Origin of the sequence: Pseudomonas sp. EA_35y_Pfl2_R111 (genome assembly GCF_963970955.1) — a bacterium.
Taxonomy (GTDB): domain Bacteria; phylum Pseudomonadota; class Gammaproteobacteria; order Pseudomonadales; family Pseudomonadaceae; genus Aquipseudomonas.
In genome coordinates this window covers 164,882-191,006 of the sequence record NZ_CAXAOM010000003.1, presented here as the reverse complement: position 1 = coordinate 191,006, position 26,125 = coordinate 164,882, and the positions used below count along the sequence as shown (strand labels likewise).

Below are 26,125 nucleotides of genomic sequence, written 5' to 3'. Positions count from 1 at the left end.
TGTTCAAATGGCGGCCTCCAGCTCGGCTTGCAGGGCTTCGAGAGTTTCCAGGGCGAGCATCCAGCGCTCCTCCAGGTCGGCTTCGCGGCTCTTTAGCTTAGCCTGCTCGGCCAGGGCGTCACGCAGTTCGTCCTTGCGTGCGGCTTCGTAGATGTCGCTATCACCTAGGCGCGCTTCGACAGAAGCGAGTTTCTCGTGCAGCTGGCCCAGCTCTTTTTCCAGCTTGTCGGCTTCGCGCTTATGCGGTGCCAGCTGCTGACGCAAAGCGGCGGCGGCCTGGCGCTGCACACGCTTGTCGGATTTATCCGGGTTGCTTTCGCCACTGCTCGTCGGCGCCTGACGGCTGCGGTAATCCACCAGCCAGCGGGCGTAGTCCTCCAGATCACCATCAAACGGCTGCACCTGGCCATCGGCCACCAGCAAAAACTCATCGGTGGTGCTTTTTAGTAGATGACGGTCGTGGGACACCACCACCACTGCGCCGGAAAATTCCTGCAGTGCCATGGTCAGCGCCAGGCGCATTTCCAGGTCGAGGTGGTTGGTCGGTTCATCGAGCAACAGCAGGTTGGGCTTGCCCCAGGCAATCAACGCCAGGGCCAGGCGGGCTTTCTCACCGCCGGAGAAGTTCAGCACCGGCTCATCGCAACGTGGGCCGCGGAAGTCGAAGCCGCCGAGGAAGTCGCGCAGGGTCTGCTCGCGTTCGGTCGGTGCCAGGCGCTGGAAGTGCAGCAGCGGGCTGGCCTTGTCGTCCAGGGCATCGAGCTGATGCTGGGCGAAGTAGCCGACCACCAGATTCTCGCCGCGCTGCAGATGGCCGCTGATGGGCTGCAGTTCGTTCGACAGGTTCTTGATCAGGGTCGACTTACCCGCGCCGTTCGGCCCGAGCAAACCAATACGGGCGCCGGGCGCCAGGTTCAGCTTGACCTTCTCCAGCACCACCTTGTCGCCATAACCGAGGCGGCCTTCGCTCAGATCCAGCAGGGGGCTGGAAATCTTGTCGGCTTCCCGGAAACTGAAGTCGAAGGGCGAATCGACATGCGCGGCCGACAACTCTTCCATTCGCTCAAGCGCTTTGATACGGCTTTGCGCCTGACGCGCCTTTGTAGCCTGGGCCTTGAAGCGGGCGATGTACTTTTCCATGTGCGCGCGCTGCACCTGCTGCTTCTCGTACGCCTGTTGCTGCTGCGCCAGACGTTCGGCACGGGTGCGCTCGAAGGCTGAGTAACCACCGCGATACAGGGTCAGCTTCTGCTGATCGAGGTGAGCCACATGGTCCACTACGGCATCCAGGAAATCGCGGTCATGGGAGATCAGCAGCAAGGTACCGGGGTAACTTTTCAGCCAGCCTTCCAGCCAGAGGATCGCGTCGAGATCGAGGTGGTTGGTCGGTTCATCGAGCAGCAGCAGGTCGGACGGGCACATCAGTGCCTGCGCCAGGTTCAAGCGCATACGCCAACCGCCGGAGAAATCGCCAACCCGGCGATCCATCTGCGCGCTGTCGAAGCCCAAGCCAGCGAGCAGCCTGCGCGCGCGCGCATCGGCACTGTAGCCGTCGAGGGTGTCGAGTTCGGTGTGCAAGCGCGCCACGGCGGCGCCGTCATGCGCCGCTTCGGCCACAGCCAGATCGGCCTGCACCTTGCGCAGTTGCAGGTCGCCATCGAGCACATAGTCGACTGCCTGGCGCTCGACCGCATCGATCTCCTGGCGCATGTGAGCCACGCGCCAATCGGCAGGAATCAGGCAGTCGCCCGCGTCCGCACTCAGCTCGCCGCGAAATAGGGCAAACAGGCTGGATTTGCCGGCGCCATTGGCGCCGATCAAGCCGGCTTTGTGGCCGGGGTGCAAGGTCATCTCGGCATCTTCTAGCAGACGCTGAGGGCCACGCTGTAAAGTCAGGTTCTGGAGTCGGATCATAATGGCGGCGGAGTCTACCAGAGTCCCTTTAGAGAAGCCCGGAAAGCACCATGCCTACTGACCTGTGGCGATTCGCCGAAGCACTGTATCAACGCCCTGGCGTCGAGGCCGCGTGCCTGCTGCTGCAAACGCAAGGGGCAGACGTGTGCCTGCTGCTCTGCGCCGCCTGGCTGGAATGCCGACAAGTTGCCTGCACCGACGAGCGTAACGAGGCGTTGCTCGCTTTAGCGCATCCCTGGCAACAGCAGGTGGTGGTGCCGCTACGCCAATTGCGCCAGAGCTGGCGTGAGCAGGCGCAGAGCGATAGAACGCTGGCGGCGTTACGCGAACAGATCAAGCAGCTGGAGCTGGCCGCAGAACGCGAGCAGCTGGAGCGCCTAGCGGTGTGCACTCAGGACTGGTCAAGCCAACCGGCGAACGCGTCGCTGAATTGGCTGGAAAGCCTGGCTCCCCAGCCTGGCAACCGCGATGCGCTGCAAACGCTGCGCATCGCGGCGGCACATCTCAGCGCTTAAACAGCGCTTGGCGGGGTGCTGCCATTGCTGCCAGCAGGTGCGGCAGGCGCTACGGCAGCTGGCGCTTTAGCAACGACGGGCTTGGCGGCAACCGGTTTCGCGGCAGTCTTGGCGGCGGGCTTTTTCGCAACAGGTTTCGCCGCGGGTTTCGCAGCAGGTTTTACGGCCGGTTTGGCTGTAGTCGTACTGACGGGTTTAGCCGCAGGCGCTTTCTTAACTGCAGGTTTAGCAGCTGCCTTGGCAGGCTGCGCCACCGGCTTGCTCGCTGCAGGCTTGGCTGCGCTGGCTGCTGGCTTATTCGCCGCTGGTTTGGCAGGTGCCTTAGCTGCAGGTTTTGCCGCAGCCAGAGTTTTGCTGGGGGCTTTGGCTGGCGCTTTCGCAGCCGGTTTGGCGGGTGCTTTAGCCGGGGCTTTGGCAGCTGGCGCAGCAGCCTTAGTGGCAGGCTTCGCCGCTGGCTTGGCCGGGGCTTTAGTGGCAGCCGGCTTGGCAGCAGAATTCGCTGCAGCGGCCTTGGCCGAACGGTTGTCCAACGCTTTGCTTGCAGCTTCTTTAACCTTGCCCACGCCCTGGGCCAATTTCAGGCTTTCCTGAGCATCACGCTTGAGGCTGGCGATATAGGTACGGGTTTCGCTTTGACGGTCTTTCAGGGTATCGAGCAGTTGCTCTAGTTCGGCCACGGCTTCTTTACCTTTGGCCTGCGCCTTGGCTTTGCCGGCTACCGCCGCATCCTGCATTTTGCTACGGGCTTTATGCAGTTTTTCCTGGGCCTTGCCGCGTTGCTTTTCCAGCTTGGCGAGCAGTTTCTCGGCATCAACCAAGGCACGGGTGCACGCCTCTTCAAGATGCTCAAGTAGGCTACTGGAAAGTTGCTGCAACAGGTGCAACGGGGTACTCACTGACTTCTTCTTTGCATTCTTTGTTGCCGACATGACACGCCTCCTGGCGGATGAAGATGGCGTCATACTAGTCCTCCTCTTGTCCGCCTTGCCACCTTGCCGCAACTGGCTGGCATAATCGGCGCATCTTCGCCGGAGAACACCCATGCCACGTTTCGCCCTGCTACTGCTCTGCCTGCTCGCGCCCTTGTCTCAAGCAGACGAGCACGCCCATGACCTGGCCTATAGCCTGGGGGTAAAACTTGGCGAGCGGCTGCGTGACGAGGTACCGGATTTGGAGCTGCAAGCGCTGCTCGACGGTTTACGCCAGGCTTACCGCAATGAGCCGCTGGCAGTGGATGCCAAACGCATCGAAAGCCTGCTGGACGAACATGAAGCGCATCTGGCCAGCGCCCCGGAACGCATCGAAAAAGCCAGGACTGCCGAGCAGCGTTTTCTCGCCGCGGAGAAAGCCAAGGCTGGCGTGCGTGTATTGCAAGATGGCGTACTGATGCAAGAGCTGCGCGCAGGCAGTGGCCGCAAACCCGGCCCGAAGGACCGCATACAAGTGCGCTATATAGGGTTTCTGGCGGATGGCAGTCAGTTTGACGAAAGTCAGACCGCGCAATGGTTTCGCCTGGACAGCGTGATCGCCGGATGGCGCAGTGCGCTGCAAAAGATGCCGGTGGGCGCCCAATGGCGCTTGGTGATTCCATCGGCTCAAGCGTATGGCGAAGAAGGTGCCGGGGATTTGATTCCGCCCTACTCGCCCCTGGTGTTCGAACTGGAGTTGCTCGACACCAAGGAGTAACGAGTCAGTACATCAGAGGGCAGGTGCAGCCTGCTCCTGATGGGCGTTATGCAGGACTTCGATCAGGCAGTCCTCCAACTCAAAACGCTCGTGCAGCAATTGGCCCAGGCGTTTCAGCTCATCCAACAGGGAGGCCGAATCGCTGCAATCACCGTTGTCACAGCGATCATTGAAGGCCAGCGCCACCTCAGTAATCACTTCGATACGCGGATAGATCTGTTTGGCCAGTTCGAGGCCACGCTGATCACCAAAGGCCTTGGCTTCGCTGGTCAGCTGTTCGTAGACCTCGAAGTGCCCAGCGGATACGTAATCAACGAGGATTTCGCAGAAGCGTTGCAAGGCTTCGGCATTGGCGCTCGGCGCTTGCGGCGAATCGTTGATGGCGGCATAGGCATGCACCAGCTCTTTGCGCTCTTGCAGCCAGCGGTCGATCAGCAGGTGAACCCCACCCCAACGTTCCTGGGCGTTCTGACAACTCTCGAGCATGATGACCTCTACTTCCCTATTGCTATTAGTGTTGTACGCCCGCATCGAGACAGATTTTTGTCAGTCCGTGCAAGGTCTGGGAAGACAACCGTGAAACGGCAACTTTCCGGCGGTATCTGTGAGCCAGATTATTCCCGCAGGCTTAGGCCTTCAAGGTAGCGCTGGAGAAAATTTCATACAAGCGTTTAACCGGCGGCTACTCAGACTTCTCAGCCGCTGCGGGCTTGTAAAAGCTCAAAGTGACCTGACCAAGATCAATGCCCCACTTCGACATGCGCGCTCGATTGAGCATCACCTGACCATCCATCAGGAACATCCAGTCATCAAAATCAACCACATAGGTTGAGTCATCAACCACATAGGTTGAGTCATCAACCTTCAGCCGCAGCTTGTATCGCCAATGCAATGCATTACCGGCGACCTGCCCAACCGCTTCACCCTGCACATCGTCGGCCGTACCGCGCCAACTGCCGTCTGCCTGTTTTTTAAGCGTCCAGACGCGCCGCTCTGTGCTGCCATCGCTGTAGGTAAAGCGCTCGTCGAGCACGCCCACATCGCCACTCCAGGTGCCCGTCATGGCCACGTGGAAACGTTTGACCACCTTCCCGGAGCGGTTCTGGAACATGCCCCAAGCCTGCAAGTCGCCATTGAAGTAATCGCTCAGCTCCAGGCGCGGCTGCTCGCTGGCGTAGTCATTGACTTGCGGGCCGGCGCAGCCCACCAGCAGCACCACGAGACAACAGATCAGCAGCGTCCGCATACACACCTCGTAAATCAAGTCGCGGCAGGCAAAACCGCCGTGCACAAACGTGCATCAAGCAAACGCAAACCTTCCTGATACAGGCTGTTGCTGCGCTCCAGCTCTCCCAATTGCGCCAGCAAGCGTGCCAGCTCGGCGCACGTTTCCGGGTGACGCTGAAACGCCAGGCTGCTCTCCAGGTAATCCTTAGCTTTGCCCCACAACTGACTGTGCATACACAGACGCCCCAAGGTCAGTAGCAGGCCTGCGTCCTGCGGATGCTGCTTCAACCAGCCCTCGGCCGCTTGCAGCTGCTTGCCAGGATCACGTCCATGCAGCAAACCATAGAGGCGCACCAGGGCGGTGTCGTAATGCTGTTTCAAGAAACCGCGCAACAGCTCTTCAGCCTCTGCTTCGCCGCCCAACTGGCGCAGCTGCTCGACATATACAGTCAGCAACTCGGGCTCCTGATGCAGCGCCGTCGACATGGCGTGCCAGGCGTGTTGCAAGGCTTGCAGCGCTGCCTGAGCGTCGCCGTCAACCGGCCTGGCGGCCTGCAGCAAACGGCCACGCCAGGCTTGACGCTCAAGCTCGCTCAATTCGGCATTGCCCAGGGCTTTCTCCTTGCGCAGGTCGGGCAGCAAGTCGAGCAGCGCCGACCAACCGCCCGACTGCAGGTAGAGCTGCTGCAGCTGACGCAACACCAGATGGTGGTGCGGATGACGCGAGCGCATGGCCTGCAACGTCTCCAATGCGGCATCGGTCTGGCCACGCGCCAACTGCAGCTCGGCATGTTGCAGGGCAATCGCCAATTCTGCCTGCGGTTGACGATTGAGCGCCTGCTCCAGCAGAGCATCACTGTCGTTGTGGTGACCCAATTGATGCGCGGCGCGCGCCGCACCCAGGTAATAACTCAACGGCTGCGGCGAACTGCTTGCTGCTTGCTTCAAATGCCGCAGGGCACGCGCCCAGCGCCCTTCAGCCAGATCGAGAAAGCCTTGCTCGGACGCCAGACGCACGCGGCGGCGGCTGTGCAAGCGTGACCAGGGATTGAGCAAACCGCCGGACGTTACCAGCAGCCGTACGCTCAGCCGCAGCAGATAAATCAGCAGCCAAACTACCAACACCAGCGCGACAAAAGCCCACAGGCTGGACTCATAGCGAAAGCCCTGGAAGGCAATCAGCACATAGCCCTTGTGTTCGGCCAGCGGCAGGCCGAACAGCACCAGGCTGGCAACGCCGGCAACGACCGCCAGAATCAGCAGCAACCAGTAGATGCGCTTCATTGCAGCGCCTCCTGCAATGAAGCCTCGACATCATCGGTGGCCTCTGCGGCGGGTTCAGACTCGACCTTCTGCTGGCTGCGCGCGGTCTGCTTGGCCTGGATATAGGCCTGTACGGCATTCAGCGTCGGGCTGAGGTCAGGCGGCGTAACGGCAATCGGCTGCTCGGCCAGCTCATCAAGGCGGGCACGCAGGGCACGGCTGTTGGGGTTGTCCACATCGAAGTGCGCACCCAGCACTTCACGCGCCTGCTGCAAGGCCTGGCGATAGACCTCGCTCTGCCCATGCAACGCGCCCCACTGCGCCTGCTCCAGCGCCAGGCTGAGGGCCAGGCGCACCTGGGTCAGGCTCTGCCCGGCAAGCATTGGGCGGATATTGCGGTCAGCGTTGAAGTCGATGCGGAAGTATTCCGACAGGGCCTGCAGGCCACGCTGCCACCATTGCTGCTCAACCACCCCTGCGTCGGCCAGCTCGCTGAGTACGCCACCTTCACCGTTGAAGCTAGGCGCCTGGGCATTGAGCTGCGCCACCTGCTCACGCAAGGCGCCGAGCTGCAAAAATAGCCCAGTACGGTCCGGGTTGGCAGTCGAACGCAGCGCTTGCAGGCTTTTGGCCAATTGCTCGCGTGCGGCAAATGCGGCAGGGTCGTCCTGCTCATGGAGGATTTCATCGGCGGCCTGCACCAGCGCAGTGGCGCTGTTGATGTCCTGCAAAGCAGACAGACGCAAACTGGCCAGACGCAGCAAATGCTCGGCCTCGGCCAGACGCCAATCCTGGCGGCTGGCGCCCAGCACGGTTTCCAGGCGCTGGTTGAGCAGTTGCTGATCGCCCTGCAGCTGGGTCAGCAGGCGGCGACGGGTTTCTAGCTCCTCAACACTCGGTAGCTGGTCCAGCCGTTGCTCCAATGTCTCACCAGTGCGCGCCAGGCTTTGCGCTTCGCTGCGCGCCTCCTGCAGCTGGCCTTGCTGTTGTTGCTCGCGAGCGTCCAGTGCCTGCAACTGCCAGAGCCCCCAACCAGCTACACCGGCACCAGCAGCAGCAACCAACAAGGCCAGCAGCGCCAAACCATTGCCGCGCGACGCCGGTTTACTTACTGCAGGTGGATTAACCGGCATAGCCGCGGCGCCATCCACCGATGCCTGTTCGGGTTGTTTTATGGCGTGCTCGTTCGGGGTTTGCTCTTTCGGCGTAGTTGCTTCGCTCACGTATCCATCCTTTGCGTCAGAGATCGGGACAGGTTGCGCCTGCAACGCTGTCAGCAACGCCGCGGCGCTCGCGCCACGGCAGTCCACAACAAATTGCGCACCCGCTGCACGGGCCATCTCGGCAACTCGCGGGCTGGGTACAAACAAGGGTAGTCGAGCCAGATCGGCCCAGGCGTCAGCGGCCAGCTCGCGCATGTGCGTGAAGCCCTGCCCACTGCTGACCACCAGAGCATTCAGGCGTTCAGCCTGGATTCGCTCAACCAGCGCTGCCGGCGGGTAATCCGGCAGTACCCGGCGATACAGTGGCAGATAGTCCACCTGCACGCCTTGGCCGCGCAAGCGCTCGGCCAGTAACTCTCGGCCACCCTCGCCGCGCAAGATCAATACTCGCGGGTTGCTGGTGGCCGCCAGCGCCTGCTGCAACTGCGGCAGGGCCAGCAGCGCCTCACTGTCATCAGCCTGCTCGGGGTAATGCACCTGCAGGCCATGCTCACGGAGAATCTGCGCAGTGGCGGCACCAACGCTAAACCAGGGTTGCTCGGCAGGCGTTGGCGATTGAGCACGATCCAGCAGATCAAGCCCCAACCGCGCGGCCGGCTTGCTCACCACGATCACCGCGCTGTAGCGCTGCAGATCGGCAAGTAGGGCGCGTTGCTCGGTACTTTCGCTCAGAGCTTCGATGGCCAGCAGCGGCAAGCTGCTGCTGTAGATGCCCTGTTCAGCCAAGGTTGCCGCCAGCGCGGCCGACTCCTGAGCCGGCCGGGTCAGCAGCACACGCCAACCCGTCACTCGGCAGCAGCCTCGCCGTAAACGGCTTGCAGTATGGCCGCGGCGCCCTGGGACAGCAGGGCTTCGGCCACCTGCATACCCAGCTGCTCAGCCTGTTCCACCGGAGCACGGTTTTCCGCCCGCAGCAGCAAACCACCATCCGGCTGACCAACCAGGCCACGCAACCACAGCTGCTCGCCTTCCAGCACCGCGTAGCAGGCGATTGGCACCTGGCAACCCCCATTCAGATGTTTGTTCAGCGCGCGCTCGGCGGTTACCCGCACGGCGGTATCGCGATGATGCAAAGGCGCCAGCAGGGCATGGATCTCACTGTCGGCAGTGCGACATTCGATGCCCACCGCGCCCTGACCACCCGCAGGCAGGCTGTCTTCCGCGCTGATCGAGGAGCGGATGCGCTCTTCGAAACCCAGGCGAATCAGGCCGGCGGCGGCAAGGATAATGGCGTCGTAGTCACCGGCATCCAGCTTAGCCAGGCGAGTGTTGACGTTGCCGCGCAGGAACTGGATTTTCAGATCCGGACGGCGCGCCAGCAGCTGGGCCTGACGGCGCAGACTGGAAGTGCCGACCACGCTACCGGCGGGCAATGCATCGAGGCTGGCATAGGTATTGGAAACGAAGGCATCGCGCGGGTCTTCCCGCTCGCAGATGCAGTACAGGCCCAGGCCTTCGGGGAAGTCCATCGGCACATCCTTCATCGAATGCACGGCGATGTCGGCCTGATTCTCCAGCATCGCGGTTTCCAGCTCTTTGACAAACAGACCCTTGCCGCCAATCTTCGCCAGCGGCGCGTCGAGCAGCTTGTCGCCACGGCTGACCATGGGCACCAGGCTGACCTTGAGGCCAGGGTGCGCCTGCTCCAAACGGGCTTTGACGTGTTCGGCCTGCCACAGGGCCAAGGCACTTTTACGGGTGGCGATGCGGATTTCGCGAGACATGGGCAATTCCAGAAAACGAACTGCCGGGGATAATAACAGGCTAGCCCGCATCAGGCCTGCGACCCGGAGTCATCCGGGCTGGCCGATACGTCAGAGGTTATGCATTAACTTGCGCACCCCGGCAACATGCCGGCGGCTGACAATCAGCGCTTCCTCGTTCATGCCCTTGAGGAACAGCTGAAAATGCCCGAGCGGCGTGCGTTGCAGGCGCTCGATACGTTCACGCGCAACCAGGGCATTGCGGTGGATACGTACAAAGCGATCACCGAACTCGTCTTCCAATGCTTTCAGCGGCTCGTCCAACAGCACTTCGCCGCCTGCATGACGCAGGGTTACGTATTTGTGGTCGGCGATAAAGTAGATCACCTGATCCAGCGGAATCAGCTCGATACCTTTGCGAGTGCGCGCACTGATATGGCTGCGCGGGCCGCCACCACTGTCCACTGCCGGGCGGGTCAAGGCGGCCAACTGTACGCGGTTGGGCCGTTCGGCTTTTTTCAGTGCCTCGCTGAGGCTTTCCGCACGCACCGGCTTGACCAGATAACCCACGGCGCTGACCTGAAAGGCTTCCAAGGCAAACTCATCATGGGCAGTACAAAAAATCACCGCTGGCGGCGCTTCGCGCTCACATAGCTTGGCCGCTACCTGCAGGCCATCCAGGCCAGGCATGCGGATATCCAGTAACACCACATCCGGCTTAAGGCTGTCGATCAGGCTCAGGGCCTCCTCGCCGTTGCTGGCTGCGGGTTCAAGTACACGATAGCCATCGAGTTCGCCCACCATGCGGCTCAGGCGCTCTCGGGCCAGGGGTTCATCATCGACAATCAGGACATTCATAGTGCACGGGCTTCCTGCTTGGGTCTCGCACAAGGATAGCGTAGACAAGTGAAGTGGCGTCCGTCACGGCGCTCTACGCTGAGACTGGCCCGCGGCCCGAAAAGTGCCACTAGCCGTGCATCGATATTGGTCAGCGCCTGATGCGTGCCGCGAGACGGCGGCTCCTCGCCTAGTTGTTCGTATGGATTGCTCACGCACAGCTGAAATACCCCCTCGTGATAACTCGCCTCGACCCGCACCAGACCACCCTCAATGCGCGGCTGAATGCCATAAATCAAGGCGTTTTCCAGTAAGGGCTGCAGAGTCAGTTGTGGAATCGGCAGGTCGTCCGGCACATCGACAATCTCCCACTGCAACTGTAGACGCTCGCCGAGCCGATAGCGCTCAATCGACAAATATCGTTGTGCCAGCTCCAACTCTTCCCGCCAGGGCACCAGGCTCCCGGGTTTGGCCAAGCTCGCGCGGAACAGATCGGACAGATCCAGCACCGCCTGCTCGGCCTTGTACGGATCGATCACCACCAGGCTGGCGATGCTGTTTAGGCTGTTGAACAGAAAGTGTGGACGGATACGCGCCTGCAATGACTCGATGCGTGCACGCAGTTCCGCCTGCTCCTGCTTACGCCACTGGCTTTGCAGGTAGAAATAACGCAGCAGCAGCGCCGACATGATCAGGCTGATCAAGGCATGGCGCAGGTACAGATTGACCTCACCGGTACGCGGCAGCGGCCCGCCCAGCTCGTAATAATCCGCCACGGAGGTACAGATCAGGCTCAGGGCGACCACAATTGCACAGCACAAGGCGCCAGCCGTGGCCGCCGGCATACGCGCCATCAGCGGACGCAGGCGGCACAGCACGGCGGCTGAAAGCAGCACGATCCACTGCACAAACAACGATGTCAGCGCCAGACGCACCCAATCGAAGCCCGGCAGCATGGGTTCCGACAACACCAGCACCAGCACCAGCAACTCGGCCAGCAACACCATGCTCAGCAGGGCCTCTGGCTGGCAAAGTTCGGGGACGAAGAAGTCATCGACCAGTGGTGGTTGTTTTTCTGATAAAGCGCTTTTTATTTTCATCGCCGCAGTTTCCGCGTGCGCCGCGTCAGCAGCAAGATAGACAGCTGCGACCGGGCAAAATAAAGCACCGAAATGCGCCTACCACGACAAAACTGTGAACGGCGCAACATTGCTCTACTGCAGCCTAGCTGCGGTCACCGACAACGTGACGCGGCGAATTTGCCGGCCAGCCTGTTATTATCGGCGCACTTTTCCGTCTTGCCGGCCGCCCCAGCGCGGCCAGCCCGTTTTAGCGCACCAGCCGAGCGAAGCCCATGAGCACTGAAAAAACCAACCAATCCTGGGGCGGCCGCTTCAGCGAGCCAGTCGATGCCTTTGTTGCCCGCTTTACCGCCTCCGTCGAATTCGACAAGCGCCTGTACCGCCACGACATTATGGGCTCCATCGCCCATGCCACCATGCTGGCCAAGGTCGGCGTGCTGAGCGATGCCGAGCGCGACAGCATCATCGCCGGCCTGACGCAGATTCAGGGCGAGATCGAAGCCGGCCAGTTCGACTGGCGCATCGATCTGGAAGACGTGCACATGAACATCGAAGCGCGCCTGACCGACCGCATCGGCGTCACCGGCAAGAAGCTGCACACCGGGCGTAGCCGCAACGACCAGGTCGCTACCGATATCCGCCTGTGGCTGCGCGACGAGATCGACCTGATCCTCGCCGAGATCACCCGCCTGCAGCAGGGTTTGCTGGAGCAGGCCGAGCGTGAAGCCGAGACCATCATGCCCGGCTTCACCCACCTGCAAACCGCGCAGCCGGTGACCTTCGGCCACCACCTGTTGGCCTGGTTCGAAATGCTCAGCCGCGATTACGAGCGTCTGGTCGATTGCCGCAAGCGCACCAACCGCATGCCACTGGGCTCGGCGGCGCTGGCCGGCACCACCTACCCGATTCAACGCGAAGTCACCGCACAACTGCTCGGTTTCGACGCAGTGGGCGGCAACTCGCTGGACGGCGTATCGGATCGCGACTTCGCCATCGAGTTCTGCGCTGCAGCTTCGATTGCCATGATGCACCTGTCGCGCTTCTCCGAAGAGCTGGTGCTCTGGACCAGCGCACAATTCCAGTTCATCGACCTGCCCGATCGCTTCTGCACCGGCAGCTCGATCATGCCGCAAAAGAAAAACCCCGACGTACCCGAGCTGGTACGCGGCAAGACCGGCCGCGTGTTTGGCGCCCTGACCGGCCTGCTGACCCTGATGAAAGGCCAACCACTGGCCTACAACAAGGACAACCAGGAAGACAAAGAACCGCTGTTCGACGCCGCCGACACCCTGCGCGACAGCCTGCGCGCCTTTGCCGACATGATCCCGGCGATCAAGCCCAAGCACGCGATCATGCGTGAAGCGGCGCTGCGCGGCTTCTCCACCGCCACCGATCTGGCCGACTACCTGGTGCGCAAAGGCCTGCCGTTCCGTGACTGCCACGAAATCGTTGGCCATGCGGTGAAATACGGCGTGGACAGCGGCAAGGATCTGGCCGAGATGAGCCTGGAAGAACTGCGCCAGTTCAGCGAGCAGATCGAGCAGGACGTGTTTGCCGTACTGACCCTGGAAGGCTCGGTGAATGCCCGCAACCATATCGGCGGCACCGCACCGAATCAGGTGCGTGCGGCTGTTGTGCGTGGCAAGGAACTGCTGGCGACGCGCTGATCGTCAACTCACCAAGGGAAAGGGACGTCCCATGTTCGAGCTGTTGCTACGCGGCCTGTTTGTCCTGGCGGAGGTCGTACTGGAGCTGGTTTTCAGCTACCTCTTCTATGCCAGCGGCTGGCTGGTTCTGCGTCTACTGACGCTGGGCCACTATCCGCGCCTGCCATTACGCGTGGCCGATCCGCTGGACCCACGCAGCAGCTGGGTCAGCGCCTTCGGTATTTTCTGTGTGGTCGGCCTGCCGCTGGCTTTTCTGGTTTTTTCCTACGGATAAGTACCCATGCCCCTGCATATCCGCACCGCTACTGCCGAAGACGCAGCCCTGATTCTGCGCTTTATCACCGATCTGGCGATCTACGATAACGCCGAGCATGAGGTAAAAACCGATGTGGCCGGCATCCAGGCAAGCCTGTTCGGCCCGGACAGTAATGCTCATGCGCTGATTTGCGAGCATGAGGGCCAGCCCATCGGCTATGCGGTGTATTTTTTCAACTACTCGACCTGGCTGGGCAAACACGGGCTGTACCTTGAAGACCTCTACGTAAGCCCGAAAAAACGCGGTGTGGGCGCGGGCAAAGCCCTGCTGCGGCATCTGGCGCAACTGGCCGTGGCCAAGGACTGTGGCCGTTTCGAGTGGATCGTGCTGGACTGGAATCAGCCAGCCATTGAGTTCTACCAGTCGTTCGGCGCCCGCCCGCAGGACGAATCGACCATCTACCGCCTTACCGGCCAAGCCCTGCTGGATTTTGCCCAAGGCTAACAACCTGCTTACGATCTTCTGCGCGTCGGCCCTGCGGCGTTCAAAACAGACTCTGAGACCAGCAACCTTTTGGAGCAGCATATGAGTGAACAAGACGACGAAGATTTCGCCCAGGACACCCTGGTCCAGGCCATCGAAAACCAGCTGGAAGCCGGCGAACCGGCCTTTGTCCAGGCGGTGCTGAACAAGTTGAGCCTGGTCGGCTACGAGCGCGAAGAGATTATCGAATTGATGGCGCTGGTGCTGGCCGATGAGATCGACGTCATGCTGCGTGACGACCGCCCCTTTGATCTCGCCCGCTATGAGCAAGGCCTGCGCGCTCTGCCCGAGCTGCCCGAACAGGCGCCGTAAACGGCTCGGAAAAATTTACCCCACAACACGCCAACTTCTGGCAGCATCAGGTCACAGCAGACTGCCTGGGGCTTCACTACACTGCCTTCGCAGGCTGCCTGTTGTTTCAGCCGATTTACCGCAGCGGGTGCTGCCGCCGCCGGCCGCAGCTCACTAAAACAAGAAGCTGGAGTACTTATGGCCTTTACCTCTGAACTGATTGCCGAACTGGAAATCCTCGCGCTGTTCAACCTGGGTACCACTCAGGAAGGAATCAAGGTTCACCACACCGCCACCCCCTCGGCGATTGCCGCCGCTCAACGCCTGCACGATAAAGGCCTGATCAACCAGCCAGACGGCGGTTATCTGACCAGCCTGGGCCTCGACGCCGCCGAACACGCGCAAACTCTGCTGACCATTCTCAATGTGACTGAAGCGGCCTAAGAAGCACCCGCAAATCTCGTCAACTAGAGCGCGATCAATACCGCTTCTGAGCCAACCTAGCCTGCGTTGCAACGGCTTCCTCAAGCTGCCCGCAACGCAGGCGATAACCCAGTATTCACCGCAGCCCGCCAGCCATCTGGCAAGGCATGATCACGCACCGCCCTGCAGAGCCTGAGCATGAGTCGTACCGAGGAAATTCGCCCAGACATTGAAGACGGTATCGACCGCAAGGTACTGACTCAGCTGCGTGCGCGCTTCCTCAAGCTCAACCAGGGCCGTTTACAACGCGCCATGCAGGCGCTGTCGACGCGCCAGCAGCTGGTGCTCAAGCTGTTGCCACTGCTGTTCCACGTTAATCACCCGCTGCTGCCGGGCTATGTTTCCGGGCTGACTCCGGCCGGCCTCAGTGGCTTCGAGCCGGATGACGAACTGCTCTCCGAAGTGCAGCGGCTGACCCGCTCATTCGCCTACAAGCCGTATCGCGGCAAACAGGCGCTGCCGATCCACGGCCTGTTTCTGATGGGCAGCCTCGGCACCGTGGCCCAGGCCGAACAGAGCGACATGGATTTCTGGGTCTGCCACGCCAGCGACCTAAGCCAGCAGCAGCTGCATGAACTGAACAAGAAGTGCGCGCTGCTGGAAAGCTGGGCGGCCACCTTCGGCGCCGAAGCGCATTTCTTTCTGATCGACCCGGCCCGTTTCACCCAGGGCGAACGCGAAGCGCAACTGACCTCGGACGACTGCGGCACCACCCAGCACTACCTGCTACTAGACGAGTTCTACCGCACCGCCATCTGGCTGGGCGGGCGCACGCCGCTGTGGTGGTTGGTGCCGGTGTATGAAGAGCAGCGCTACCAGCACTACACCGGCACCTTGCTGGCCAAGCGTTTTATCCGCGCTGAGGACGTGCTCGACCTCGGCCACCTGGCACGTATTCCACCGGAAGAGTTTATCGGCGCCGGCATGTGGCAACTGTTTAAGGGCATCGAGTCGCCGTACAAGTCGGTGCTCAAGTTGCTGCTTACCGAGGTCTACGCCAGCGAACACCCCAAGGTCGAATGCCTGTCGCTGCGTTTCAAGCAGGCGGTGTTCGCCAATCGCCTGGACGTCGATGAGCTCGACCCCTATATCGTGGTCTACCGGCGCCTGGAGGAATACCTCAAGGCCCGTGGCGAGCATGAGCGCCTGGAGCTGATCCGCCGCTGCCTATATCTCAAGGTCGACAAGAAGCTCAGCCGCCCGCCGCGCAACAACCGCAAAAGCTGGCAGCGCCTGCTGCTGGAGCGCCTGACCCGTGACTGGAACTGGGACAGCCGCCAGCTGGCGATGCTCGACAGCCGCAGCCAGTGGAAGGTGCGCCAGGTCAGCGCCGAACGGCGCATGCTGGTCAACGAGCTGACCTACAGCTACCGCTTTCTCTCGGAATTTTCCCGCAGCGAACATGCCGGCAGCTCGCTCAACAGCCGCGACCTGGGCATCCTCGGCCGCCGCCTGTACGCTGCCTTCGAGCGCAAGGCCGGCAAGATCGAATTTATCAACCCGGGCATCGCCCCGGACCTCGCCGAAGACACCCTGACCCTGGCGCAGAGCCCCAGCCCGGACGAGCCCAATGAAACGCTATGGGCGCTCTACAGCGGCAGCGTCAACGCTCAGGACCTGGAAGACTTCTCGCCGCTCAAGCGCTCGCGCGAGCTGATCGAACTGCTCGCCTGGTGCCAGCGCAATGGCGTGATCGACAACAGCACGCGGCTGTCACTGCACCCAGGCTCCAGCGACCTGACCGAATACGAACTGTCCAACCTGCTCAGCAGCCTGCAGCAAGTAGTGCCGCTGCCTTTGCCGGCGGTGGATGAAGCCGCCCTGCTCAGCGCCAGCGTGCCCGGTGAAGTGCTGCTGTTGGTCAACGTCGGCATCGACCCGCTCAAGCAGTTCAGCCAGATGAACATGCACATGACCACCGAGCGCACCGATGCGCTGGGCTACTCCGGGGTGCGCGAGAACCTGATTCTGACCATCGAACAGGTCACCCTGAACAGCTGGAACGAGCTGCTGGTAACCCGCTATGACGGCCCGCATGCACTGCTCGACTGCCTGCGAGACTTCCTCAACGCTCTGCCCGCCAGCGGCCGCAAACCCAATCTGCGGGTGCGCTGCTTCTGCCGCAACCGCGCCACGGCGATTGCCGAACGGGTCGAAGAGCTGTTCCGCGAAACCCTCGGCAGCTTCAGCAGCGAACAGGCCAACCGCTACCTGCTGCAGATCAAGCAGCGCTACCACGTACTCGAACTGAAGCCCGGCCACGTCAACCACACCAGCCTGAAAGACCTGCCCACACTGATCGAACACTTGGGCGAGGAGCTGCCCGGCTACAGCGAACTGCATCTGGATCGCAGCGCTCTGGAAGGTGAAGACCTGGCGCTGATCCTTCCGCTCGGCCGACCGCAGTGCATTCAGGTGTTCTACCGGCTGAACGAAGGCAGCGCCACGGCCGAACTCAGCGTGCTCGACGAGCACAACGCGCTGTGGCGCCAGCAGATGCCGTTCCGTGATGAACAAAGCCTGCTGACGCCGTTGCAACGCTTTCTGCAATCGGTGCTGTACCGGCGCAACGCCCTGCTGCCACTGGATAACCTGCCGGCGCATCAGCCGCTGGAGGTGTTGTATTACCAGGTACTGCCGGATGCGCCGCTGCGCGCCCAACGCCTGGAACGCCGACCGCCGCCGCTATCGCCGATCAGCCATCCGTTCTATGACGTGCAGGCCATCGTCGAGCCGGCGGACCACAAGCGCTCGCACGTCACCCTGTACTGTAATCACCGCGAATTTTCCGAGCTGGAATACGCCGGCGACCTGTTCGCCGCGGTCGCCCAGCACATCCTCGCGCAACGCCGCGATGGCGCGCGCTACCCCTGCTATATCACCGACCTCGACCTGTCGGCGGTACTCGGCGAAGGGCATATGCAGAGCGTGCATTACCTGCGCTACAAGAGCCGCCTGGAAGCGGCGCTGAATCAGGCACTGCAGAAGGCCTGATCAGCCGCGCATCGGCGCCTGTGGGTTCTGCAAGGCGTACAGGTAACAACCGGCCAGGCTGTGATTGTCGCCCACCGAGGCGTAGCTGGCGCTGAAGGTCACCGCCAGCCCCAGGTGCTGATACAACCATCTACCGGTAACCCCGGGCGGTACCTCAGGGACCAGATCACTGTCATTCACCACGCGGAAGGTCGGCACCTGCAGCCCGTTGTAGTAGACGGCAAAATCCGCAGCGGCCAAGCGCGGGCTGGCAAAGCTGTAGTGCTGTAAAGGCAAGTCAGGCCAACGCTCGCGCATATCCAGCACTGCCAGGCTGGAGAGCGCACCACCCAGGCTGTGTGCACACACCCACAGCGGGCCGTTGGGCTGCTGAGTATCGACAGCCTGCAAGGCCTGGTCGCGCAGTGAGGTGTAGAGCTTGAGAAAGCCGTCATGCACATTGCCCAGGCCCGCTTGCCAGGGGTAAGCGCGCTGATCGGCGTCCAGATCATCCAGCCAGTCCTGCGCCGTGTCTGTGCCGCGAAACACCAGATAGACCTCGCCCTGCGGATCACGCGCGGCGAAGCCGAAGGGCTCCGACTCGTTGAGAAAGTGCAGCTCGCTGAGCACACTCCAGATTGGCGCGGAAAAGCCCCAGCCGGGCAACGCAGGCGGCTGCCAGGTGAAATCCTGGGGCCGCCGCGGGCGCTGCTGAGCTTGCCACTGGCTGTATTGGTCGTAGGCGAAACTGACCAACTGCGCGCATTGCAGCGCCCGGGAAAGGTCAAATCCTTGCGGGAAGTACAGGGGTAGACTGGACATACGGCCTCCGTGCCGAGATTGGCGTAGCTCTACTCTAGACTAGGCGCGGCTGTATTCACCGGCCGCTTCCGGCTGATATTCCACCGCCAGCAGGGTCAATTTGAGCACTTTGCCGCCGGGCGCGGCCCAGTCGATATGCTGGCCCACAGACAGCCCCAGCAGCGCCGTGCCGACCGGTGCCAGCACCGACACACAGCCTTCGCCGCCGGCGTCCTGCGGGTAAACCAGGGTCAGGTGGTAATCCTTGCCGCTGCTTTCTTCACGGCAATGCACCCGCGAATTCATGGTCACCACCCCGGCTGGCACCTCGTCATGGCCAACCACGTCGGCACGGTCCAGTTCGGCCTGCAAGGCGGCGGCACTGGGACCGAAGTCGTCCAGGCTGTCGAGCAGATGCTCCAGGCGCTGCAGGTCGAGACGGGTGATAGTGAGCGAAGGTGTGCTGGTCATGGTGCGGGTATGTCCCCTTTACGGATCGTGAAAAAAGCAAAACCCCATCATGAAGACGGGGTTTTGCAGGGCTTGGGCTGACCGTACCACAGCTACTTAAATAAACAAGACCGCTCGGTCAGAGTGCGGCGTTACGCTGTTGCAAGCGTGCTTCGGCAGCCGCACAGATGCTGCGTTTGCCCGCCATGTCAGCCTTGCTCCAATCAAGAATCTCCTGCAGCGTGCGGCCACAGCCCAGGCAGATATCATGATCATCCAGACAGCACTGGCGACGGCAGGGCGAGGCGACCTCCTGGCCCGCGCTGTCAGAGTTCTTCGAACTCAAGGTCGGCACCGGATTGTTCCAGGGTGATACGCGCCAGCATTTCGCCCAACAGCTCGTCGCTGCTGTCGCAGATCCAACGCTCGCTGGCCTGGTCGTAATCGAAGTGGAAGCCGCCCGAACGCGCCGCCAGCCACAGCTGGCGCAGCGGCTCCTGACGGCTGAAGATCAGCTGAGTGCCGTTTTCAAAACGCACAGTCAGCACCCCAGCGGAGTTTTCCAGATCTAGATCCAGGTCGCTGTCATCGAAAATATCTTCCACCGCCTGCTGGGTGGCATCGACCAGATCGTGAAAGCGGGCTTCGGTCAAACTCATTACGACTTACCTCAAAAAATTCAGCGACTGCAAAAGTCTTGGGCTGCGGTGATTAATGATCTTTCAGTTGGCGGCGATATTCGCCTGGGCTTTGCCCCGTCCAGCGGCGAAACGCGCGGGCCAGTGAGCCGGGCTCGCTAAAGCCGACCAGGAAGGCGATTTCTGCCAGTTCCAGCGCCGGGTCGCGCAGGTAATGCAACACCAGCTGCTGGCGGGTTTCATCCACCAACTGATTGAAGGATAACCCGGCTTCGCGCAAACGCCGCTGCAGGGTACGCGGACTGAGCGCCAAACGCGCAGCGATTTGCTGCAGATCGGCACCCACTTCCGGCAGCTGGCGGGACAATTCCAGGCGCGCGCGGTCGAGCACGCTATGGCCCTGCTGAATCTCACCGAGCAGACGATCAGCATAGGCATCGAGCATCAGCCGCACCTGGGCATCAGCCTGGCCGAGTGGCGTGGCGAGCAGGCGCTTGGGGAATACCAGGGCATTATCGGCCTGATCGAACAGCACCGGGCAGCGGAAAATTCGCTGATATTCCGAGGTATCCGCCGGCGCCGCATGCTGGAAGCGCACCTCGGTCGGCGGAATATCCAGGCCGCTGATCCAGTGGCCAAAGGTTACCCAGCCGGCCAGAGTTTCTTCGCTGAGCTGACGTTTCTGTTGCGGCAATAGCGGCTGCCAGCTGTGTGCCACCTGCGGCTCCAGTCCTGGGCGCGGTGGCTCATCGGCAAGATCAACCTGGCCCAGGTTACCGACCAGCGCGGCGTAGCGCGCCTGACGATGCAGAGCATCGGCGAGGGTCGCGCAGCTCATGATCAGGTAACCGAGCACGCCGTAATAACCGGGGCGCACCGCCTCGCCCAGGTGCAATCCCAACTGCTCATCACCGGTCAGCCGTACGCCATGGCCGAGCAGCTCCAGGTAGGTGCTGGCGGCGATGCGCTGATCTCGCTGAGCAAGAGTCTGCGGGCCGAGCTGCACCCGCTCCAGCAGCTCAGCGCTGTCGACGCCCTGGCGCGCTAGGTAATCGAGCAAACCTTGCAGGTAGGCAACGGAAACCGAGCTGCTCACGGGTACAGGGTTGTCCATCCAGTCTCCTGATCGCTGGCGATGGATGCAAAGGCTTCACCAAAGATACAGGCAAAGCCCCGCCCGACGGGAGCCCGGCGCATAGGCAAGCTGCCGGGGGGCCGGTATACTCCGGCGCATCTATGCTTTATTACAGGGATTTCACCATGAAGCGGCTATTTACTGCCCTTTTCACTGTGGTTGCACTGAGCACACTGCTCGCTGGCTGTGGCCAGAAAGGCCCGCTGTTTCTGCCGGAAGAAAGCGCTCCCGTGCCCGTAGAGGCCGAGCCTGCGGCTGAACCAGCAGCCGAAGCTGCACAGACCGAATAAGGACAGCTTATGAACGCCTTCAACTACCGCGACGGTGCGCTGTTCGCGGAAGGCGTGGCGTTGTCCGCCATCGCCCAACGCTTCGGTACGCCGACCTACGTCTACTCGCGTGCGCACATCGAAGCGCAGTACCGCGCCTATGCCGATGCCCTGCAGGGCATGCCGCATCTGGTGTGTTTTGCGGTGAAAGCCAACTCCAATATCGGCGTGCTGAATGTCCTGGCACGCCTCGGCGCTGGCTTCGACATCGTCTCCCGCGGCGAGCTGGAGCGCGTACTCAGCGCCGGTGGCGAGCCGAGCAAAATCGTCTTCTCCGGGGTTGGCAAAAGCCGTGACGACATGCGCCGCGCCCTGGAAGTAGGCGTGCACTGCTTCAATGTCGAATCCACCGACGAGCTGGAGCGCCTGCAAATCGTCGCCGCCGAGCTGGGCAAGACTGCGGCGATCTCGCTGCGGGTCAACCCGGACGTCGATGCCGGCACCCACCCGTACATTTCCACCGGTCTGAAAGAAAACAAGTTCGGCATCGACATCGAGCAGGCCCCAGCTGTTTATGCCCGCGCTGCTGCGCTGCCAAACCTGCAGGTAGTGGGTGTTGATTGCCATATCGGCTCACAGCTGACCACATTGCCGCCGTTTCTCGATGCCCTCGACCGCCTGCTCGCGCTGATTGATCAGCTCGCCGCCGACGGCATCCGCATCAAGCACCTGGATCTGGGTGGCGGCCTCGGCGTGCAGTACCGCGATGAGCAGCCGCCATTGGCCGGCGATTACATCAAGGCCGTGCGTGAACGCATTGCTGGCCGCGACCTGGCCCTGGTGTTCGAGCCGGGCCGTTCGATTGTCGCCAACGCGGGCGTATTGCTGACCCAGGTCGAGTACCTCAAGCACACCGAGCACAAGGACTTCGCCATCGTCGACGCGGCGATGAACGACCTGATCCGCCCGGCCCTGTACCAGGCCTGGATGGAAGTGGTGGCCGTGCAGCCGCGCGACGGTGCGACGCGCAACTACGACATCGTCGGACCGATCTGCGAAACCGGCGACTTCCTCGCCAAGGATCGCCAATTGGCCCTGGCCGAAGGCGACCTGCTAGCGGTGCGTTCGGCCGGCGCTTACGGATTTGTCATGAGCTCCAACTACAACACCCGCGGCCGCGCCGCCGAGGTGATGGTGGATGGTGAACAGGCCTTCGAAGTGCGTCGCCGTGAGACGCTCAGCGAACTCTTTGCAGGCGAAAGCTGCCTGCCGCCCGCGAGCTAAAAGGACAAGGCGATGTTATTGCGCTTTACCAAGATGCACGGCCTCGGCAACGACTTTATGGTCCTCGACCTGGTCAGCCAGCACGCGCATATCCAGCCGAAGAACGCCAAGCAGTGGGGCGACCGCCACACCGGCGTGGGCTTCGATCAGCTGCTGCTGGTCGAGCCGCCAAGCAACCCGGACGTGGATTTCCGCTACCGCATCTTCAATGCCGACGGTTCGGAAGTAGAGCAGTGCGGCAACGGCGCACGCTGCTTCGCCCGCTTCGTGCTGGACAAGCGCCTGACCGTGAAGAAACAGATCCGCGTGGAAACCAAGGGCGGCATTATCGAGCTGGACGTGCGCAACGACGGGCAGATCAGCGTAAATATGGGCGCACCGCGCCTGGTGCCGGCCGATATCCCGTTCCAGGCCGAACAGCAGGCGCTGAGCTACAGCGTGGCTGTCGACGGGCAGGCCGTTGAGCTGGCCGCCGTGTCCATGGGCAACCCGCATGCCGTGCTGCGCGTCGACAGCGTCGACAACGCGCCGGTGCACAGCTTGGGGCCAAAACTCGAACACCATTCGCGCTTCCCACAGCGGGTCAACGTCGGCTTTCTGCAAGTAGTCGACCGCAGGCAAGCCAAGCTGCGCGTTTGGGAGCGCGGCGCCGGGGAAACCCAGGCCTGCGGTACCGGGGCCTGCGCTGCGGCGGTCGCGGCGATTAGCCAGGGCTGGATGGATTCACCGGTGCAGCTCGAACTGCCCGGCGGCAAACTGAGTATCGAGTGGGCAGGCCCCGGCCAGCCCGTTATGATGACCGGACCCGCAGTACGTGTGTACGAAGGACAGGTTCGTTTATGACCGACAAGCAGGATTCACCCAAGCCACTGGATTCGGAAACAGTTGCCGCGTACCTGCGCCTGCATCCGGAATTCTTTATCGACCACGATGAGTTGATTCCGGAGCTGCGCATTCCGCACCAGCGCGGCGATACCGTATCGCTGGTCGAACGCCAGGTGAAACTGCTGCGCGAGCGCAATATCGAGATGCGTCATCGTCTCTCGCAACTGATGGACGTGGCCCGCGATAACGATCGCCTGTTCGACAAAACCCGCCGGCTAGTGCTCGACTTGCTCGACGCCAATAGTCTGGAAGGTGTGGTCAGTTGCGTCGAAGACAGCCTGCGCAGTGAGTTCCAGGTGCCCTTCGTTAGCCTGATTCTGTTCAGCGACGCGCCGCTACCCGTCGGCCGTTCGGTCAGTAGCGCCGAAGCACATCAAGCCATCGGCAGTCTATTGGCCGGCGGCAAAACCATTTGCGGCGTGCTGCGCGAGCATGAGCTGAACTTCCTGTTTGGCAGCGAAGACGGCGCGCAGGTCGGCTCAGCGGCCGTGGTGGGCATTAACTATCAAGGCCTGCATGGCGTGCTGGCGATTGGTAGCGCCGACCCGCAGCACTACAAAAGCTCACTGGGCACCTTGTTCCTCGGTTATATCGCCGAGGTTCTGGGCCGTGTGGTGCCGGGCTTTGCCACGCCCCTTCGCTCGGTACGCTAATGCCGTAAGCATCGCACTGATGCACACCACAGGGAGCTTCCATGCAAGACCTATTGGATGCCTACCTAGAACACCTGCGCAGCGAGCGCCAGCTTTCCCCTCACACCCTGACCGGCTACCGCCATGACCTGAGCACACTGCTAGGGTTCTGCAACCAAGAGCAGATCAATAGCTGGGCGGCACTCGACACCGCGCGCCTGCGTCGTATGGTCGGTCGCCTGAATATGCAGGGTCAGTCGAGCCGCAGCCTGGCGCGCCTACTCTCGGCTACCCGCGGCCTGTACCGTTACCTGATTCGCGAGGGCCATTGCCAGAGTGATCCAGCCAGCGGCCTGATGCCACCCAAGGGCGAACGTCGCCTGCCGAAAACCCTCGACGCCGACCGCACCGCGCAGCTGCTCGATGGCGCGCTGGAAGACGACTTTATTGCCCGCCGCGACCACGCCATGCTCGAGCTGTTCTACTCATCGGGCCTGCGCCTGTCAGAGCTGGTCGGCCTCAACCTGGACGGACTCGACCTCCCTGCCGGACTGGTCCGGGTACTCGGCAAAGGCAACAAGACCCGCGAGCTGCCTCTTGGGCGCATGGCGCGTGAAGCGATGGAGCAATGGCTGCCGCTGCGCGCACTGGCCAACCCAGCAGATGGCGCGGTATTTATCAGCCAGCAGGGCCGGCGTATCGGCCCGCGCGCGGTGCAACTGCGCGTGCGCCAGGCCGGTGTGCGTGAGCTGGGCCAGCACCTGCATCCGCATATGCTGCGGCACAGCTTCGCCAGCCATATGCTGGAGTCGTCGCAGGATCTGCGCGCAGTGCAAGAGCTGCTCGGCCACGCTGATATCGCCACCACCCAGGTCTACACCCACCTGGACTTCCAGCACTTGGCCACGGTTTACGACCAGGCGCACCCCAGGGCCAAACGCAAAGGCAGCACAGAATGAGCATTCAGCTGATCACCTTCGACCTTGACGACACCCTGTGGGATGTCACCCCGGTGATGCAGGACGCCGAAGCGGCGCTGCGCAACTGGCTGGCGATGCATGCGCCGCGCCTGGGCGCGGTGCCGGTGGAACACCTGTGGGCGATTCGCGCCACCTTGCTGCAAGCCGAACCGATGCTCAAGCATCGCCTGAGCGAACTGCGTAGACGCATTCTGTTGCACGCCCTGACAGATGCCGGTTATGCCAATGCCGATGCGCAGGCGCTAGCCGAAGCCGGCTTTCAGGTATTTCTCGCCGCACGCCATCAGGTCCAGTTGTTCGCTGAGGTCCATCCCACGCTCGAAGCCCTAGCCAATCGTTTCCAGCTCGGAGTCATCACTAACGGCAATGCCGATGTGCGCCGCCTAGGGCTGGCCGACTACTTCCAGTTCGCCCTGTGCGCCGAGGAGCTGGGCGTCGGCAAACCCGACCCGAAACCTTTTACCGAAGCGCTGAAGCGCGCGGGAATCGCCGCGGAGCACGCCGTGCATATCGGCGATCACCCCAGCGACGATATCGGCGGCGCGCAGGCTGCCGGCCTACGCGCTATCTGGTTCAACCCCCTGGGCAAGGACTGGGAGGCTGAATACATCCCGGATGGGCAGATCCGCAGCCTGGCGGAGCTTCCGGCATTGCTGCATAGCTGGGCGTAGGCTGACAAGACGCGCGGCTCCGACCGACGATGAGTGGATGGATAAAGCGTCATCCACCCTACAAAGCCATCTGCCTTAACAAGGCCTCAGAAACAAAAAAGCCCGCAGGCTTATGGCCTGCGGGCTTTTTACTTTTACGGCAAGCGCTTAAATAGGGCGGCTGCCGTATTTGCTATCCGGCTTCTTGGGCGGATCGGAGACCACGTTAGGCTCGACTTCCTGCACCTTGCCACCACGGGAGAGGAACTCTTCCATGGCACGGGCCAGCGCATCACGCTCTTTCTGCTTGGCTTCGATGCTCGGCAGTTCTTCTACGTCGACGGCGGCTTTGGCTTTTTTGCTTTTGCTGGCGGGTACGACTTCATCGTCGCCGTCACCATCATCGCTGCTATCGCCATCATCGGCGGCAGCCAGCTCCTCGCCTTCGTCTTCGTCGGCGCCTTCTAATTCATCGTGTTCCAGATCTTCGTCGCTCATGTTCCAACCTCATGACTTGCGAAAAGCAGAGTAGTTATAGCCCAGCTGCGTCAGCTTTCTAACGTCGCTGATAAAAAATCCAGTGGCCTTGCCTTGGTCTGAGCGCTGCTCATCGGCAAATTGCGCTCAACGGCGCGCATTCTAGGGTCTGTTGCCGCTCCATCACAACCGCACACATGCTGAAAAGCCACAACCTTTAATGGGGGCTCAGAAAAAATTGCCTGGAGCAATTTTTAACGT

At 61.8% G+C, this 26,125-nt stretch carries 29 protein-coding genes and 1 pseudogene; 14 read left to right on the top strand and 16 right to left on the bottom strand.

Translation table 11 applies throughout. The features are described 5' to 3' along the window. Positions 1-3 precede the first annotated feature (3 nt). On the bottom strand, positions 4-1,914 hold the full coding sequence (locus AACY25_RS13835; protein WP_339525270.1) for an ATP-binding cassette domain-containing protein: 1,911 nt from the start codon (positions 1,912-1,914) through the stop codon (positions 4-6). Positions 1,915-1,964: 50 nt separating this feature from the next. Here AACY25_RS13835 and AACY25_RS13830 point away from each other — a divergent pair, with 50 nt between their 5' ends. After that, positions 1,965-2,429, top strand: a complete 465-nt coding sequence (locus AACY25_RS13830) for a TIGR02444 family protein (protein ID WP_339525268.1) — start codon at positions 1,965-1,967, stop codon at positions 2,427-2,429. On the opposite strand, the gene AACY25_RS13825 is transcribed toward AACY25_RS13830, so the two are convergent. Then, complete coding sequence (locus AACY25_RS13825; protein WP_339525266.1) at positions 2,426-3,358, bottom strand: AlgP family protein; 933 nt, start codon at positions 3,356-3,358, stop codon at positions 2,426-2,428. The genes AACY25_RS13830 and AACY25_RS13825 overlap by 4 nt on opposite strands. A gap of 112 nt (positions 3,359-3,470) precedes the next feature. Between AACY25_RS13825 and AACY25_RS13820 the strand changes: the two genes are divergently transcribed. Continuing rightward, a complete protein-coding gene (locus tag AACY25_RS13820) occupies positions 3,471-4,115 on the top strand; it encodes an FKBP-type peptidyl-prolyl cis-trans isomerase (protein ID WP_339525265.1) in 645 nt (214 codons plus the stop codon). A gap of 12 nt (positions 4,116-4,127) precedes the next feature. On the opposite strand, the gene rsd is transcribed toward AACY25_RS13820, so the two are convergent. The 8 genes and pseudogenes from rsd to AACY25_RS13780 form a co-directional block, all read right to left on the bottom strand. Beyond that, entirely contained in the window at positions 4,128-4,601 is a 474-nt protein-coding gene (gene rsd / locus AACY25_RS13815) for a sigma D regulator (protein ID WP_339525264.1), read from the bottom strand. Positions 4,602-4,797: 196 nt separating this feature from the next. After that, entirely contained in the window at positions 4,798-5,361 is a 564-nt protein-coding gene (locus AACY25_RS13810; RefSeq protein WP_339525263.1) for a DUF3833 domain-containing protein, read from the bottom strand. A gap of 14 nt (positions 5,362-5,375) precedes the next feature. After that, positions 5,376-6,626 (bottom strand): heme biosynthesis HemY N-terminal domain-containing protein, encoded by a 1,251-nt coding sequence (locus tag AACY25_RS13805; protein WP_339525262.1) that lies wholly within the window; start codon positions 6,624-6,626, stop codon positions 5,376-5,378. Then, entirely contained in the window at positions 6,623-7,828 is a 1,206-nt protein-coding gene (locus tag AACY25_RS13800; RefSeq protein ID WP_339525706.1) for a uroporphyrinogen-III C-methyltransferase, read from the bottom strand. Before AACY25_RS13800 ends, AACY25_RS13805 begins: the two co-directional genes overlap by 4 nt. A gap of 33 nt (positions 7,829-7,861) precedes the next feature. Continuing rightward, a pseudogene (locus AACY25_RS13795) lies at positions 7,862-8,602 on the bottom strand (uroporphyrinogen-III synthase); the annotation flags it as partial. An 11-nt stretch (positions 8,603-8,613) separates the two neighbouring features. After that, entirely contained in the window at positions 8,614-9,552 is a 939-nt protein-coding gene (gene hemC / locus AACY25_RS13790; RefSeq protein ID WP_339525261.1) for a hydroxymethylbilane synthase, read from the bottom strand. Between the two features lie 90 nt (positions 9,553-9,642). Then, positions 9,643-10,389, bottom strand: coding sequence for a LytR/AlgR family response regulator transcription factor (locus AACY25_RS13785; protein ID WP_339411541.1), 747 nt, complete (start codon positions 10,387-10,389; stop codon positions 9,643-9,645). Beyond that, the gene (locus tag AACY25_RS13780; RefSeq protein WP_339525260.1) at positions 10,386-11,468 is read right to left on the bottom strand and encodes a sensor histidine kinase; all 1,083 of its coding nucleotides are present in this window, start codon (positions 11,466-11,468) and stop codon (positions 10,386-10,388) included. The genes AACY25_RS13785 and AACY25_RS13780 overlap by 4 nt, the downstream gene beginning before the upstream one ends. A 254-nt stretch (positions 11,469-11,722) precedes the next feature. On the opposite strand from AACY25_RS13780, the gene argH reads away from it, so the two are divergent. From argH to AACY25_RS13750, 6 genes are all read left to right on the top strand, one after another. Then, positions 11,723-13,117: an argininosuccinate lyase gene (gene argH / locus AACY25_RS13775; protein ID WP_339525259.1), complete on the top strand. Its 1,395-nt coding sequence runs from the start codon at positions 11,723-11,725 to the stop codon at positions 13,115-13,117. Between the two features lie 31 nt (positions 13,118-13,148). Next, positions 13,149-13,391 carry a hypothetical protein gene (locus AACY25_RS13770; protein ID WP_339525258.1) on the top strand — a complete coding sequence of 81 codons (243 nt, stop codon included), beginning with the start codon at positions 13,149-13,151 and terminating at the stop codon, positions 13,389-13,391. Positions 13,392-13,397: 6 nt separating this feature from the next. After that, positions 13,398-13,877 (top strand): GNAT family N-acetyltransferase, encoded by a 480-nt coding sequence (locus tag AACY25_RS13765; RefSeq protein ID WP_339525257.1) that lies wholly within the window; start codon positions 13,398-13,400, stop codon positions 13,875-13,877. Between the two features lie 81 nt (positions 13,878-13,958). Continuing rightward, a complete protein-coding gene (locus tag AACY25_RS13760) occupies positions 13,959-14,228 on the top strand; it encodes a hypothetical protein (protein ID WP_339525256.1) in 270 nt (89 codons plus the stop codon). Positions 14,229-14,405: 177 nt separating this feature from the next. Further along, positions 14,406-14,651, top strand: coding sequence for a TIGR02647 family protein (locus AACY25_RS13755; RefSeq protein WP_339411531.1), 246 nt, complete (start codon positions 14,406-14,408; stop codon positions 14,649-14,651). 177 nt (positions 14,652-14,828) lie between these two features. Continuing rightward, a complete protein-coding gene (locus tag AACY25_RS13750; RefSeq protein WP_339525255.1) occupies positions 14,829-17,684 on the top strand; it encodes a class I adenylate cyclase in 2,856 nt (951 codons plus the stop codon). On the opposite strand, the gene AACY25_RS13745 is transcribed toward AACY25_RS13750, so the two are convergent. The 5 genes from AACY25_RS13745 to AACY25_RS13725 form a co-directional block, all read right to left on the bottom strand. Further along, a complete protein-coding gene (locus tag AACY25_RS13745) occupies positions 17,685-18,485 on the bottom strand; it encodes a lipase family protein (RefSeq protein WP_339525254.1) in 801 nt (266 codons plus the stop codon). A 39-nt stretch (positions 18,486-18,524) separates the two neighbouring features. Then, entirely contained in the window at positions 18,525-18,935 is a 411-nt protein-coding gene (gene rnk, locus AACY25_RS13740; RefSeq protein WP_339525253.1) for a nucleoside diphosphate kinase regulator, read from the bottom strand. Between the two features lie 118 nt (positions 18,936-19,053). Next, complete coding sequence (locus tag AACY25_RS13735) at positions 19,054-19,260, bottom strand: DUF1289 domain-containing protein (RefSeq protein WP_339525251.1); 207 nt, start codon at positions 19,258-19,260, stop codon at positions 19,054-19,056. Beyond that, positions 19,241-19,573: an iron donor protein CyaY gene (gene cyaY, locus AACY25_RS13730; protein ID WP_339525249.1), complete on the bottom strand. Its 333-nt coding sequence runs from the start codon at positions 19,571-19,573 to the stop codon at positions 19,241-19,243. The genes AACY25_RS13735 and cyaY overlap by 20 nt, the downstream gene beginning before the upstream one ends. A gap of 52 nt (positions 19,574-19,625) precedes the next feature. After that, positions 19,626-20,666: an AraC family transcriptional regulator gene (locus tag AACY25_RS13725; RefSeq protein WP_339525247.1), complete on the bottom strand. Its 1,041-nt coding sequence runs from the start codon at positions 20,664-20,666 to the stop codon at positions 19,626-19,628. Between the two features lie 146 nt (positions 20,667-20,812). Here AACY25_RS13725 and lptM point away from each other — a divergent pair, with 146 nt between their 5' ends. From lptM to AACY25_RS13695, 6 genes are read left to right on the top strand one after another with little or no spacing between them, the layout of a single operon-like run. Beyond that, positions 20,813-20,977, top strand: coding sequence for an LPS translocon maturation chaperone LptM (gene lptM, locus AACY25_RS13720; protein ID WP_339525245.1), 165 nt, complete (start codon positions 20,813-20,815; stop codon positions 20,975-20,977). A gap of 9 nt (positions 20,978-20,986) precedes the next feature. After that, the gene (gene lysA / locus AACY25_RS13715) at positions 20,987-22,240 is read left to right on the top strand and encodes a diaminopimelate decarboxylase (RefSeq protein ID WP_339525244.1); all 1,254 of its coding nucleotides are present in this window, start codon (positions 20,987-20,989) and stop codon (positions 22,238-22,240) included. Positions 22,241-22,252: 12 nt separating this feature from the next. After that, a complete protein-coding gene (dapF, locus tag AACY25_RS13710) occupies positions 22,253-23,083 on the top strand; it encodes a diaminopimelate epimerase (RefSeq protein WP_339525243.1) in 831 nt (276 codons plus the stop codon). After that, positions 23,080-23,778, top strand: coding sequence for a DUF484 family protein (locus AACY25_RS13705; RefSeq protein ID WP_339525242.1), 699 nt, complete (start codon positions 23,080-23,082; stop codon positions 23,776-23,778). The genes dapF and AACY25_RS13705 overlap by 4 nt, the downstream gene beginning before the upstream one ends. Before the next feature lie 41 nt (positions 23,779-23,819). Beyond that, the gene (xerC, locus tag AACY25_RS13700) at positions 23,820-24,716 is read left to right on the top strand and encodes a tyrosine recombinase XerC (RefSeq protein WP_339525240.1); all 897 of its coding nucleotides are present in this window, start codon (positions 23,820-23,822) and stop codon (positions 24,714-24,716) included. Continuing rightward, the gene (locus AACY25_RS13695) at positions 24,713-25,408 is read left to right on the top strand and encodes an HAD family hydrolase (RefSeq protein WP_339525238.1); all 696 of its coding nucleotides are present in this window, start codon (positions 24,713-24,715) and stop codon (positions 25,406-25,408) included. Before xerC ends, AACY25_RS13695 begins: the two co-directional genes overlap by 4 nt. A 147-nt stretch (positions 25,409-25,555) precedes the next feature. Here the strand turns inward: AACY25_RS13695 and sutA are convergent, their stop codons facing one another. After that, positions 25,556-25,885: a transcriptional regulator SutA gene (gene sutA / locus AACY25_RS13690; RefSeq protein WP_090254597.1), complete on the bottom strand. Its 330-nt coding sequence runs from the start codon at positions 25,883-25,885 to the stop codon at positions 25,556-25,558. Positions 25,886-26,125: the final 240 nt, after the last annotated feature.

What these genes read in the sequence shown, in the direction of transcription:
- AACY25_RS13830 (WP_339525268.1), top strand. Translation starts at nt 1,965, where the DNA reads ATGCCTACTGACCTGTGGCGATTCGCCGAAGCACTGTATCAACGCCCT.
- AACY25_RS13760 (WP_339525256.1), top strand. Translation starts at nt 13,959, where the DNA reads ATGAGTGAACAAGACGACGAAGATTTCGCCCAGGACACCCTGGTCCAG.
- AACY25_RS13805 (WP_339525262.1), bottom strand. Translation starts at nt 6,626, where the DNA reads ATGAAGCGCATCTACTGGTTGCTGCTGATTCTGGCGGTCGTTGCCGGC.
- AACY25_RS13745 (WP_339525254.1), bottom strand. Translation starts at nt 18,485, where the DNA reads ATGTCCAGTCTACCCCTGTACTTCCCGCAAGGATTTGACCTTTCCCGG.
- cyaY (WP_339525249.1), bottom strand. Translation starts at nt 19,573, where the DNA reads ATGAGTTTGACCGAAGCCCGCTTTCACGATCTGGTCGATGCCACCCAG.
- AACY25_RS13810 (WP_339525263.1), bottom strand. Translation starts at nt 5,361, where the DNA reads ATGCGGACGCTGCTGATCTGTTGTCTCGTGGTGCTGCTGGTGGGCTGC.
- AACY25_RS13725 (WP_339525247.1), bottom strand. Translation starts at nt 20,666, where the DNA reads ATGGACAACCCTGTACCCGTGAGCAGCTCGGTTTCCGTTGCCTACCTG.
- lysA (WP_339525244.1), top strand. Translation starts at nt 20,987, where the DNA reads ATGAACGCCTTCAACTACCGCGACGGTGCGCTGTTCGCGGAAGGCGTG.
- AACY25_RS13770 (WP_339525258.1), top strand. Translation starts at nt 13,149, where the DNA reads ATGTTCGAGCTGTTGCTACGCGGCCTGTTTGTCCTGGCGGAGGTCGTA.
- AACY25_RS13695 (WP_339525238.1), top strand. Translation starts at nt 24,713, where the DNA reads ATGAGCATTCAGCTGATCACCTTCGACCTTGACGACACCCTGTGGGAT.
- AACY25_RS13755 (WP_339411531.1), top strand. Translation starts at nt 14,406, where the DNA reads ATGGCCTTTACCTCTGAACTGATTGCCGAACTGGAAATCCTCGCGCTG.
- rnk (WP_339525253.1), bottom strand. Translation starts at nt 18,935, where the DNA reads ATGACCAGCACACCTTCGCTCACTATCACCCGTCTCGACCTGCAGCGC.
- dapF (WP_339525243.1), top strand. Translation starts at nt 22,253, where the DNA reads ATGTTATTGCGCTTTACCAAGATGCACGGCCTCGGCAACGACTTTATG.
- AACY25_RS13705 (WP_339525242.1), top strand. Translation starts at nt 23,080, where the DNA reads ATGACCGACAAGCAGGATTCACCCAAGCCACTGGATTCGGAAACAGTT.
- lptM (WP_339525245.1), top strand. Translation starts at nt 20,813, where the DNA reads ATGAAGCGGCTATTTACTGCCCTTTTCACTGTGGTTGCACTGAGCACA.
- rsd (WP_339525264.1), bottom strand. Translation starts at nt 4,601, where the DNA reads ATGCTCGAGAGTTGTCAGAACGCCCAGGAACGTTGGGGTGGGGTTCAC.
- AACY25_RS13765 (WP_339525257.1), top strand. Translation starts at nt 13,398, where the DNA reads ATGCCCCTGCATATCCGCACCGCTACTGCCGAAGACGCAGCCCTGATT.
- AACY25_RS13820 (WP_339525265.1), top strand. Translation starts at nt 3,471, where the DNA reads ATGCCACGTTTCGCCCTGCTACTGCTCTGCCTGCTCGCGCCCTTGTCT.
- sutA (WP_090254597.1), bottom strand. Translation starts at nt 25,885, where the DNA reads ATGAGCGACGAAGATCTGGAACACGATGAATTAGAAGGCGCCGACGAA.
- hemC (WP_339525261.1), bottom strand. Translation starts at nt 9,552, where the DNA reads ATGTCTCGCGAAATCCGCATCGCCACCCGTAAAAGTGCCTTGGCCCTG.
- AACY25_RS13785 (WP_339411541.1), bottom strand. Translation starts at nt 10,389, where the DNA reads ATGAATGTCCTGATTGTCGATGATGAACCCCTGGCCCGAGAGCGCCTG.
- AACY25_RS13835 (WP_339525270.1), bottom strand. Translation starts at nt 1,914, where the DNA reads ATGATCCGACTCCAGAACCTGACTTTACAGCGTGGCCCTCAGCGTCTG.
- AACY25_RS13825 (WP_339525266.1), bottom strand. Translation starts at nt 3,358, where the DNA reads ATGTCGGCAACAAAGAATGCAAAGAAGAAGTCAGTGAGTACCCCGTTG.
- argH (WP_339525259.1), top strand. Translation starts at nt 11,723, where the DNA reads ATGAGCACTGAAAAAACCAACCAATCCTGGGGCGGCCGCTTCAGCGAG.
- xerC (WP_339525240.1), top strand. Translation starts at nt 23,820, where the DNA reads ATGCAAGACCTATTGGATGCCTACCTAGAACACCTGCGCAGCGAGCGC.
- AACY25_RS13750 (WP_339525255.1), top strand. Translation starts at nt 14,829, where the DNA reads ATGAGTCGTACCGAGGAAATTCGCCCAGACATTGAAGACGGTATCGAC.
- AACY25_RS13780 (WP_339525260.1), bottom strand. Translation starts at nt 11,468, where the DNA reads ATGAAAATAAAAAGCGCTTTATCAGAAAAACAACCACCACTGGTCGAT.